The following is a 9,581-nucleotide window of genomic DNA, read 5'->3' as shown; positions in this document are numbered from 1 at the left end:
CCGTCTGGAGGATCCGGCCGATGGGTCCCCCGCCCATGCCGGCCAGCACGGCCACGTCGGCCTCGCCCGGGCGCAGGGGGGCCAGACCGTCGCCCAGCCGCACCGCGATGCGATCGCTCAGCCCGGCTTCCGCCACCGCCGCCCGGGCCCGCTGCCAGGGCTGCCGGTTTATCTCGGTGGCCAGAGCCCGCGGGCATCTGCCGCTTCTCACAAGATACACGGGCAGGCGGGCATGATCGGTGCCCACATCCACCACCACACTGCCCGCCGGGATCAGGCCGGCGATGGCGGACAGACGCGCTGACAGCTGCAAGATCATCACTCCTGATGCAAGATGTCTTCAAAAAACATCAAACTTTCCAGGTCCACCCGGCGGCCGGGCCGGGCCATCAGCACATTGGCCGGATGCTCCAGGATGTCGGGGTCGCGGGTGGCCTGGGGGAAAAACCCCACCCGGCCGAAAAAGCGGTCCAGCAGGCGCCGGTACTGCCAGACATCCATATTGTTGCCGGCCAGGTCCCAGTGCCGATAATATTCTGTGGTTATGACAATATAATCTTCATAGTACGGGTCGCTGAAGATGTAGTCCAGCAGCGCCGAGCCCACATGGCGTCGGCGCCAGGAGCGGGCCACCTCCACGCCGCCCAGTTCCAGCACCAGCGGATGGCGGGCATAGCGGCTGTCGGGATCGGGCGCATGAAAGGCCACATAACCGATGATGGTCTCCCGGTGGCACGCTGCATAAATGCGGCCCAGAGGCAGGGTGGTAATGTTGATCAGGGCCTGCTTTTGCCGCTGATAGGGGCGAAAATTATTCAGCTCACTGCTCATGTCCAGCTGCTGCAGCTGCTCGGCGGATAAAGGCCCGGTAATATGTATATCCAAACCGTCATCACCTCAAAAATAATTTTCGCGCGAAAACTTGTCCCTCCGGCCGGATGCTAATAAAATAAAAACAGCATTACATGCCAGCCACTTTAAATCCGCAGCGGGGAACTGCTATGAAAACAGCGAGCTGTCCGCGCCAACTGCCAGTTTTCATTATAACACTGTTGCTGGTTTTTATCACCAGTGGCCAGGCAGCTTTTTCCGCTCCGGAACCGGCCTGGCAGGAGCGCTCGGCCGCCCACCGCCAGGCCGCCCGGCTCAGCCAGCAAAATCTGGCACTGCTGCAGGAGCTGCTGGGCCTGGAAGCCCGCCAGCAGCAGCTGGCCCGCCAGTTTAACCGGGCCGCGCAGGCCGAACAGGCCGCCCGCCAGGCCGCCCAGGACGCCTACCGGGCCTACCGCAGGGCGCAGCAGGAGCGGGATGCCGCCCGGCAGCAGCTGGCCCTCTGGCTGAACTGGTACTACCGCCACAGCTGGCTGGAACTGCTCGGCCTGCTATTAGACGCGTCCGACGCCGCCGACTTTGCCCGGCGCACCTATTATGTGTATACACTGACCCGGAGTTTTGCCCGGGACTGGCAGCAGGCCAGCCGGGCCTGCCAGAACCTGGATGAAGCGCAGCACGCCTGGCAAAAGCGGCAGGCGCACTGGCAGGACGCCTTAAACCGCCTGGCCCAGAACAGGCGGCAGCTGGATCAGGCCATCGCCCAAAAGCGCGCCTATCTGGCCGGGCTGCAAAAACAATCTGCCCAGCTGGCTGATTATCTAACCGGTCTGGAATCCTACTGCCTGAACAGCACCGGCATCCTGTCCCGGCTGCAGGAAACGCTGACCGGCCTGCCCTGGCAAAAGGTGAGCAGCTATCAGGTGGGCTGGCAAGGGGGCCGGGCCACGGTCCGGGTGGAAGATGCCGAAATCACCCGCCTGCTGAATGATGACCGCCAGCTGCCGCCGGGCAGCCGCGTGGCCCTGGCCCCGGACCGCTGGAGCATCCACATCCCGGCCCACCCCGGGTGGCCCGCGCTCACCCTGGAGGGCAAAGCGGAAAACACCGGCGACGGTCCGGTTCTAAAACCGCTGCGCCTGTATCTGGACGGCTGGCCGGTGCAGCAGCAGCTGCTGGAGCAGCTCTGGCCGCCGGCCAGCCCCGACTGGCATTTTACTTACGGCAGCTGGCGCTTTAAAGTAACCGGTCTGCAGATCGTCCAGGATGCCGTTGTCATCGCCCTGCAGCTGGACTGATGCCGGCAGGGATAATAAAGAGCACAGGAGGCTGCGGGTATGCTGCCCATTGAATCTTTTGAAACCTCCAACTGGGAATGGCTGAACCAATGGCTGGTGGAAATTCTGGCCGTCTACGCCGCCATCATCTCCACATACGCCCTGTACCTGGTCTTTCGCCTCACCCGGCCCCAGGTGAAGGTTTTTTTAAGCACCGGGCGGGAAACCGGCCGGGACGACCAGATCCTCACCATTACCGCTCTGAACAAGGGGCGCAAGCCGGTCACCGTCACCGCCTGCGGCATCATCCTGCCCGACGGCCAGAAAATCACCCTGCCCGCCGGCACCGGCCGGCTCACCCGGCCGCCGCTGCCGGCCCGGCTCAAAGAAGGGCAAACCTGTGACGGTTTTTTTTATTTGCCCGACCACCTGCCCACCCTGCTGCCGTACGGCCAGAAAGTGATTCTGCAGGGCTTTTTCCGCGATGCGGAAAAGACCGATCACATCAGCGAACCGGTGCACCTGGAACTGCCCCGCCTGCCGGAAAATGTCCTGGTGCTCACCCGCCCACAGCGGCCGGAATGAATCCAGGCGCTTTGAGCACAAAAAAGCAAGGGAACGGGCTCATTCCCTTGCTTTTTCCATTTTTATCGCACCAGACTATTTCAGCAGAGGGGTCAGGCCCACCAGCGGCCAGTAGGTGAAAGCAAACAGCACGATGATCGCCAGCACTATAATCGAACCGGGTATACCGGCCAGGAAAAACTCACCGGTGGAAAACTGCCTGGATTCATAGGCCATAGCATTGGGGGCAGCGCCAATCAGCAACAGCAGCGGCAAGCCGGCCGATGTCACCGAAGCGTACAGGATCAGCTCGGGGTTAACCCCCAGATATTTAGCAATCACCAAGGCCACCGGCAGGACAATGGCAATGGCCGCCACATTCATGATGAAGTTGGTCATGATCAATACCAAAAACGCCACGCCAATCAGGAACACCACCCAGGGAGCGCCCTGGAGCATGGAAAGCCACTTCACCGCCATCCACTGGGCCGCCCCGGTCTTCCAGAGAGCAAAGCCAATGCTCATGGCCCCACCAAAGAGCAGCAGCACGTTCCAGGGTATTTTCTTCTCCAGGTCCTGCACATCCAGTATGCCGGTGGCAAAGAACAACAGTCCGGCCAGTAATAAAGGTATGGAACGATCAATACCTTTCAGAGCAGGCACCACAGCCTGGGCCACCAGCACAGCCAGGGCCAGGGTGACAGCAACCGCCACAAATTTCTCCTCACGGCTCATGGGCCCCAGTTGCTCATACAGATTTTGCGCCCGGGCCCGCAAGCCGGGAATGCTTTTCTTCTCTGGCTTAAAGAACACCAGCATGAGCAGCCAGAGCAAGAAGACCAGTGCCCAGCCTATGGGCAGCATGTGCAGCGAGTACGCCGTGAAAGAAATATCCTGCCCGGTAAACTCCTTGAAAAAGCCCACAGCAGCCGGGTTGCGCGCCCCACCCATCAGGGTACAAATACTGCCCGCGCCGGCAGTATAGGCCATGCCAATAAAGAGCGCCTTGCCAAATTTGGTCGGCTTACCACTGGTGTCTCCTTCACTATACAAAGCCAGAATAGTTGCCAGGATGGGAATGACCGTGGCGGCCACTGCAGTGTGCGCCATAATGTGGGTTAACAAAGCGGTGAGCACAAAACATCCCAGCAATATTTTACTGGTATCCTCCCCCACCACCACCAGCATGCGGTAGGCCAGACGCTTGGTCAGACCCACCTTGGAAAAGGTCAGCCCCACCAGCAGGGAACCCAGAATAAACATAACTGTAGGATCCATAAAGTCCTTCATGGCCTCTTTGGCCGGTCTGATGGCAAAAAGGGGCTGCAGTATACCAATGGCCAGCGCTGTAACACCAATGGGTATAACCTCAAACACCCACCAGATACCGGCCAGCAGGAACAGGCCCAGGGCCGCCTGACCGGCCCGCGACAGCTCAAACTGTTTGCCGGCCGGGTCCACCGCCGGCGCAAACTGGGGAGCCAGATAAAACAGCAGCAGCAGGGCCAACCCCAGAATCAGAAAAACCCAGCGCCGTTTGTCAAAATTCATTTTTACCCCTCCTCGTGCGGCCCGCGGCCCAAAGCCGCTTGCCTGAAAGCCTTTGAGCACAAGCTTTTATTTTTGCTGCAGCAGAGCCAGATCCACATGGTGCTGCAGGCACTGCTTGAAGAAATATGACGTAATTAAAATGTCCATTATATCGCTCTGGCCGTCCCCGGCCTGCTGGCTGAATGCGGCCAGGCCAGCCAGCAGCGCATCCTGGTAATTCATGTAGTCCACCACCAGGCGCACCGCCTCGGTGGACGGCACCGACCGGCCGCCGCTCAAATCCAGGTAATACATCCGGCAGGACTGCCCCACCAGCCGGCCCAGCCAGTTAATGGACTGGCGGTGCAGCAGGATTTCCTGCCCGGCTGCGGCCGCCTGCTGGAACACGGGAAGAACATAGTTATTGTATGCTCTTTCACTTGCCACAACAGCGAAGGTATTGTCCGTAAAACTTTCGTTTATTTGTGAAAGAAAGTTCTTCAACTGACAGATGAGTCCTTCAGCAATTTTGTAGTTCAGCGGGTACCCCCGGCTGCTAAAAGCTATGTCCAGCAAGATGTTTTTGTCGTGAACCAGGGCTGGCGGCAGATGGCTGGTAAAGACCACCAGCTTCTTTTCGTCCTGGAAATGCGGCCAATGTTCCGCAAGAGCGGCCCAAAAAGCGCTGGCCCCCTGGCGGAAAATCACCCGCCTGACCTTTTCCTCATGCAAGCATTTTTTAATTACCTGCCAATCAATACCGGGGGGCCCGGGGTTGAGACAAAATTCCAGCGCCAGCAGAAAAGAGGTGCGCGGAAACTTTCCCCAGGATAGCTCGTAGCCGGTCAAACGCTCGGTCAGGGACATCACCTTTTCCAGGCGGCACACCAGATCGGCCAGCTGCTCGTCAGTTAAATGACTGACATTTCCCAGGTTGTAAACCTGGCGCTGCCGCACCTGCCTGCCCCGCCGCACGCTTTCCAGCAGCTTCAAATATTTGTACTGTTTATCCTTGTAGGTGGTCCGGACCACGCGAAAAAACATTTATCCCACCCCGGCTTTTCCTTGTCACCACCTTTCGAAAAGCAGTCTGGGTGACGGCTAGATTCATTATGTTATGTTCGTGAATATTAATACTTTCTCTATGGACACCACCTTTTGTCACTTCTCTTGTGATATATTATACAATTACCAGTACAAATTAGCAATACCTTTTTCACTACATCTCTCAGGATTTTCTATGCCGCGCGCATAAACCGCACCGTCACCTCGGGCAGATATTTCTTGATCGCGCTCAGCGGGTGGGAGATGAGCTCGTCCTCTTCCTGCAGCATTTGCTCCAGGACACGGCGCTCTACAATCACATAGGGCCGGATGACAAGGCCAAACGGATGGTGCAGTTCCGGGGAAAGCACCCCGCTGGCAGCGCCGGTGATGGTGGTTCCCTGCAGGTGCAGCGTGTAATCCCCCGCCACCTGGCCGTTTTCGGTCACCCGTATGCCCACCCGGTTTTCCTGGTTGCCCAGCAGCTTTTGCAGTACCGCCATCAGGTGCGGATGCTGCCGGGCAAAATGCTCCACCGCGCGCGTTTTCATAGCGACAAACCTTTCCATGACCAGTTGATCCAGTTCGCTCATGCGAATCGGCCTCCTCGATAAGGTGTTATTTTAGTTTACCCCTGAGGTAAATGAATAAACATAAAGCGGCAAACAGCTTTCGCTTTGCCCGGCTAGGCGATACCGGGCTTGCCCCAACGAGCGCATGGAAGTGCATAATGCCACTTAAACACAGCCCAGAGTAGACGGGGAGAGGCTTCACTTTCTGGAAATCTTCTCATTCTACCAGCCCCGTGATATAATCAAACCAGAAGGAGTGCCTGTATATGCCCCACCCCGTCCACCAGCCGCACGACAAGGGCTACAAATATCTGCTCAAGAACAAGGAAACCTTCCTGCAGCTTTTGCGCAGCTTTGTCCCGGCCCCCTGGGTACACAATATTGATTCGCAGGCCCTCATCCTGGTGGACAAAAGCTACATTACCTAGGAATTTGCCGACAAAGAAGCCGACATAGTCTACCGCATGAAAAGCGCTGAAGGTGCTGTAATCTTTTACGTCCTGCTGGAACTGCAGTCCACAGTGGACTACCTGATGCCCTTTCGCCTGCTTTTGTACATGGTGGAAATCTGGCGGGAAGTGTTTAATAACACGCCGCCCCGGGAGCGGGAGAGCAAGGTATTTCGCCTGCCGGCCATTATCCCTCTGGTGCTGTACAACGGAAGGCCCCGCTGGACGGCGGCCACCTGCTTTCAGGACATCCTGGCCGAAAGCGAACAGTTTGCCGGGTATGTGCTCAACTTCCACTATAAATTAATCAGTGTACATGAATATAGCGACCAGCACCTGCTGCGCCTGGCCAACCTGGTAGCCGCCGTGTTTATGCTGGACAAAAGCCGCAACTTAAAGCAGGTGTTCAAAGCGTTGCGCCGGGTGCAGCGCGTGCTCAGCAACATGACACCCGGTGATTTTCAGCGCTTTAAAACCTTTCTGCGCAAAATTATTGCACCATATCTCTCGGAGAAAGAACAGGCCAGAGTAGAGGAAATACTGCAACAAGCCGGGCCAGAGGAGGGAAAGGTTATGGTGACCAATATTGAACGGATACTGGCAGAGAGTATAGCCGATGCCGAGCAAAAGGGTATAAAGCAGGGCATTGCTAAGGGCATTGCTCAGGGTCTAGCCCAGGGCAAACAGGAAAGCGCGCTGGCCGCCCTGCGTGAAGGACTGGATCCGCAGCTGGTCAGCAAAATCACAGGTTTACCGCTGGAAGATGTGCTGAAATTGCATAAGACGATTATTCAGTAGCGTCTTCCGGGTTAATGGCGGGGTGCTCCACAATTTTCCCAGTAACAAACCTGGAATTATTTAACCTGGCATTGACTTGTCCACCCGCCACACACTGCTGGCCAGGGCAGCTTTTTCGCTGGCCCCCAGCACTACCTCCAGTTCCAGCCCAACCGTATGCCCGGTGGGGTCAGTAAACCTGCACTCCCCGGCCCGATCATATGCCCCGGGATATACCGGCCGGCCCGGCACGGCAAAATATTTATGCATACATTGTTGCAAAAATTATACATCACCCCCGTATATCGAAATTTGTCGTTATCAGAGCTGCGCAAAATAAATTCCGGCAAAAAAACCTCCACCTTGATTTCAGGGTGGAGTTTGTTTTGCGCTTTTTTGTGATATTGTCAACCCTTATCCAACTCAACACACATTAATAAACGTAATTCCATCAGGATCAGATCGGATGTTTACCAAAACCTTTTGGGAAATCTGGTACTGCACCATTGCACGGGCGTGTCTGCGTCAATTCCGGTCAACCTTTTCCCGGAGCAGGTTAATCCTTCCCCGGGGCTGGGGGCGCTTTCCCCGGGGCAGGTGTTTTGGCCGGGGCTGGGGGCTGCTCCCGGCCCGCCAGGGGGCCGGCTTCCCGCCCCTGCCAGACCGCCCGGCCAAAGCCGTACAGACCGCCGGCCACGGCGCCCAGCCAGAGGCCCTCCTGGAGCGGCTGACGCCAGGCGCCGGCCAAAAGCTCCGCCCCGGTCAACCAGGCCCAGGCCAGGCTGCACAGCCCGGCGACCAGGAAGGCCAGCGGCGGCACGTAGAATTTGTCCAGGCCCTGCCGGCGGCAGAGCTGCACCAGCCACATGGTCAGGCCGGTGATGATGATGCTGTCCATTTCACTCATCTGGTGGCACCTCCGGTGTGAGCTTTGTTCCAACCCGGTGGGGGAAGTGCCCGGATGCTTTGCGCTTTCCGACCGGCGGTTGTTCTGTTTTTCATGTAGTATCCGGCGCAGGCGCGGACGGGGGGGGTCCAGATTGCGGGCTGCTATCGCGTCAGGGCGTACACGGCCAGGCCGCTGCACAGGGAGAGCAGCAGGGCCACCCAGGCCGGGTAGCCCCGGCTTTCTTTGATTTTCTGCTCCACCTGGGCGGCGCAGCCCTGGCGACACTGCTCGCACTCCCGGCGGGAGACCGGATCCCGGTTGGCAAATTCGTCCAGCCGCTGGTGCACGCGCTTTAGGCTCTCGCTGTGGTCGCGGCGCATTTCTTTCAGGTCGGCCTTGATTTCTCTGAGGTCCTCCTGGACGTGGTAGATCTGGGTTTTCAGCGCTTCTTCGCCGGTCAAGGGTGTTCACCGCCTGTTCTCACAAGTTACCGGCCAGCGGCCGGCTGGCTGTTTTGGGCACAGGTAGCCGACAGGTTTAGGCACTGTGTGGGCAGGTTTTTTACTGCTGCACTAAACATGTGGATCGGTTGAGCCAGGACTCCGCAGGGCGGGGCTTTGCCTGGCACCCGCTTAATCTTGCCGGGCGCATTTTAATATAAAAGCGGCGGGTTGTCCCTGCCGCTGCGCGGCCGCCCGCGTGGGGCCGGATTACGGAGTGCCGTAAATGGTGTTGCGGGTGGTTTCTACCACTTCCGCGTAGGTTTTTTCCACCAGGTCGCCACCGCTGCTGGTGAAGACGTTTTTGGCAATGATGGTGTCCATGGCGCTGGAAACCTGGGCCTGGGTGAGGTTGTCCTTGGGGTCGTTCAAGGTGATGGTCACAGCTTTGCCGTCGGCGTTGCGGAAGACCATCCGGAGCACTTTGGCCATGGTGTTGCCCTCCTCTGGTGTGGTGTTCTTCGGTTGAACAGGGGCCAGCCGTCTGCCGGGGCTGGCGCAAACAGGTTACTGGCAGGAAATGGGGTCACGTTCCGTCAGTTAAGGGGCGGTTTAGGCATTAACCAATTCGCCAATGTCGGCCCGCAGGACTTTGTTCACGCCGTGCTGCTGCAGGTTGGCCAGGGCAGAGGCCACGTCAAAGACGTCCTGGTGCGAGGCGCCGGTCTTGATGTTGCTGAAGGTCTTCTTTTTGGTGATGGGGTTGCCCTGTGGATCCACCCCGGTTTGCAGCACCAGCGTCAGGTTGCAGTCGTTTGCCACGCGAGTTACTGCCATGGTGTTCCACCTCCGTTTTTTTGGGGCGGGCTCCGACCGGCCCGGGGCCCGCCTGAAAAGAGAAAGACCGGCAAATTTTGCCGGTCAGTTATAGTGTAGCAGAATATGGATACTTGTCAAGTATTTATTTAGTTAATTTTCGCTGTTATTTAGTATTTTCAGCGCGGCTTGTTGCAGACGCCTTTTGTCTTCTGGCAGGTTCAGTGAGTGCATTTTGCGGTGACAGTTGGGGCAGAGAGCAACAGTATTTTCTATGGTATCTTTCCCGCCATCCCGGACCCCCTTCCGGGTCCGCATCCGGGCCGCGTCTGGGCCGCCATTACAGCCGCATCCTGGCTACCCCCGGGGCAGCTACGCAGCATCTTCAGGGC

At 58.0% G+C, this 9,581-nt stretch carries 13 protein-coding genes and 1 pseudogene; 3 read left to right on the top strand and 11 right to left on the bottom strand.

Translation table 11 applies throughout. The annotated features are described in order from the left end of the window. Together ACUVTU_RS12695 and ACUVTU_RS12690 are read right to left on the bottom strand one after the other, a co-directional pair. On the bottom strand, nucleotides 1–313 hold a 313-nt coding region (locus ACUVTU_RS12695; RefSeq protein ID WP_445890325.1), incomplete at its 3' end, for a class I SAM-dependent methyltransferase. A gap of 5 nt (nucleotides 314–318) precedes the next feature. Continuing rightward, nucleotides 319–885, bottom strand: a complete 567-nt coding sequence (locus ACUVTU_RS12690) for a GNAT family N-acetyltransferase (protein ID WP_445890324.1) — start codon at nucleotides 883–885, stop codon at nucleotides 319–321. 116 nt (nucleotides 886–1,001) lie between these two features. On the opposite strand from ACUVTU_RS12690, the gene ACUVTU_RS12685 reads away from it, so the two are divergent. Both ACUVTU_RS12685 and ACUVTU_RS12680 read left to right on the top strand, forming a co-directional pair. After that, nucleotides 1,002–2,129, top strand: coding sequence for a hypothetical protein (locus ACUVTU_RS12685; protein ID WP_445890323.1), 1,128 nt, complete (start codon nucleotides 1,002–1,004; stop codon nucleotides 2,127–2,129). Nucleotides 2,130–2,168: 39 nt separating this feature from the next. Beyond that, the gene (locus ACUVTU_RS12680; RefSeq protein WP_445890322.1) at nucleotides 2,169–2,693 is read left to right on the top strand and encodes a hypothetical protein; all 525 of its coding nucleotides are present in this window, start codon (nucleotides 2,169–2,171) and stop codon (nucleotides 2,691–2,693) included. A 75-nt stretch (nucleotides 2,694–2,768) separates the two neighbouring features. On the opposite strand, the gene ACUVTU_RS12675 is transcribed toward ACUVTU_RS12680, so the two are convergent. From ACUVTU_RS12675 to ACUVTU_RS12665, 3 genes are all read right to left on the bottom strand, one after another. Next, nucleotides 2,769–4,223, bottom strand: coding sequence for an SLC13 family permease (locus ACUVTU_RS12675; RefSeq protein ID WP_445890321.1), 1,455 nt, complete (start codon nucleotides 4,221–4,223; stop codon nucleotides 2,769–2,771). 66 nt (nucleotides 4,224–4,289) lie between these two features. After that, nucleotides 4,290–5,246 (bottom strand): hypothetical protein, encoded by a 957-nt coding sequence (locus tag ACUVTU_RS12670; RefSeq protein WP_445890320.1) that lies wholly within the window; start codon nucleotides 5,244–5,246, stop codon nucleotides 4,290–4,292. A 194-nt stretch (nucleotides 5,247–5,440) separates the two neighbouring features. Continuing rightward, a complete protein-coding gene (locus ACUVTU_RS12665) occupies nucleotides 5,441–5,839 on the bottom strand; it encodes a hypothetical protein (protein ID WP_445890319.1) in 399 nt (132 codons plus the stop codon). A 245-nt stretch (nucleotides 5,840–6,084) separates the two neighbouring features. Here ACUVTU_RS12665 and ACUVTU_RS12660 point away from each other — a divergent pair. Next, nucleotides 6,085–7,065 (top strand): annotated as a pseudogene (locus tag ACUVTU_RS12660) (Rpn family recombination-promoting nuclease/putative transposase). A 60-nt stretch (nucleotides 7,066–7,125) separates the two neighbouring features. Here ACUVTU_RS12660 and ACUVTU_RS12655 read toward each other — a convergent pair. The 6 genes from ACUVTU_RS12655 to ACUVTU_RS12630 form a co-directional block, all read right to left on the bottom strand. Next, entirely contained in the window at nucleotides 7,126–7,326 is a 201-nt protein-coding gene (locus tag ACUVTU_RS12655; protein WP_445890318.1) for a hypothetical protein, read from the bottom strand. A gap of 274 nt (nucleotides 7,327–7,600) precedes the next feature. Then, complete coding sequence (locus tag ACUVTU_RS12650) at nucleotides 7,601–7,951, bottom strand: hypothetical protein (RefSeq protein ID WP_445890317.1); 351 nt, start codon at nucleotides 7,949–7,951, stop codon at nucleotides 7,601–7,603. A 143-nt stretch (nucleotides 7,952–8,094) separates the two neighbouring features. Next, a complete protein-coding gene (locus tag ACUVTU_RS12645) occupies nucleotides 8,095–8,394 on the bottom strand; it encodes a hypothetical protein (RefSeq protein WP_445890316.1) in 300 nt (99 codons plus the stop codon). A 249-nt stretch (nucleotides 8,395–8,643) separates the two neighbouring features. After that, nucleotides 8,644–8,865: a DUF2922 domain-containing protein gene (locus tag ACUVTU_RS12640; RefSeq protein ID WP_445890315.1), complete on the bottom strand. Its 222-nt coding sequence runs from the start codon at nucleotides 8,863–8,865 to the stop codon at nucleotides 8,644–8,646. Nucleotides 8,866–8,985: 120 nt separating this feature from the next. Further along, nucleotides 8,986–9,210, bottom strand: coding sequence for a DUF1659 domain-containing protein (locus tag ACUVTU_RS12635; protein ID WP_445890314.1), 225 nt, complete (start codon nucleotides 9,208–9,210; stop codon nucleotides 8,986–8,988). Nucleotides 9,211–9,342: 132 nt separating this feature from the next. Then, a complete protein-coding gene (locus ACUVTU_RS12630; protein ID WP_445890313.1) occupies nucleotides 9,343–9,507 on the bottom strand; it encodes an HNH endonuclease in 165 nt (54 codons plus the stop codon). Between the last annotated feature and the right edge of the window lie 74 nt (nucleotides 9,508–9,581).

The sequence above is a fragment of the Desulfurispora sp. genome, assembly GCF_052744395.1.
This window is presented reverse-complemented; position numbering and strand designations above follow the sequence as displayed.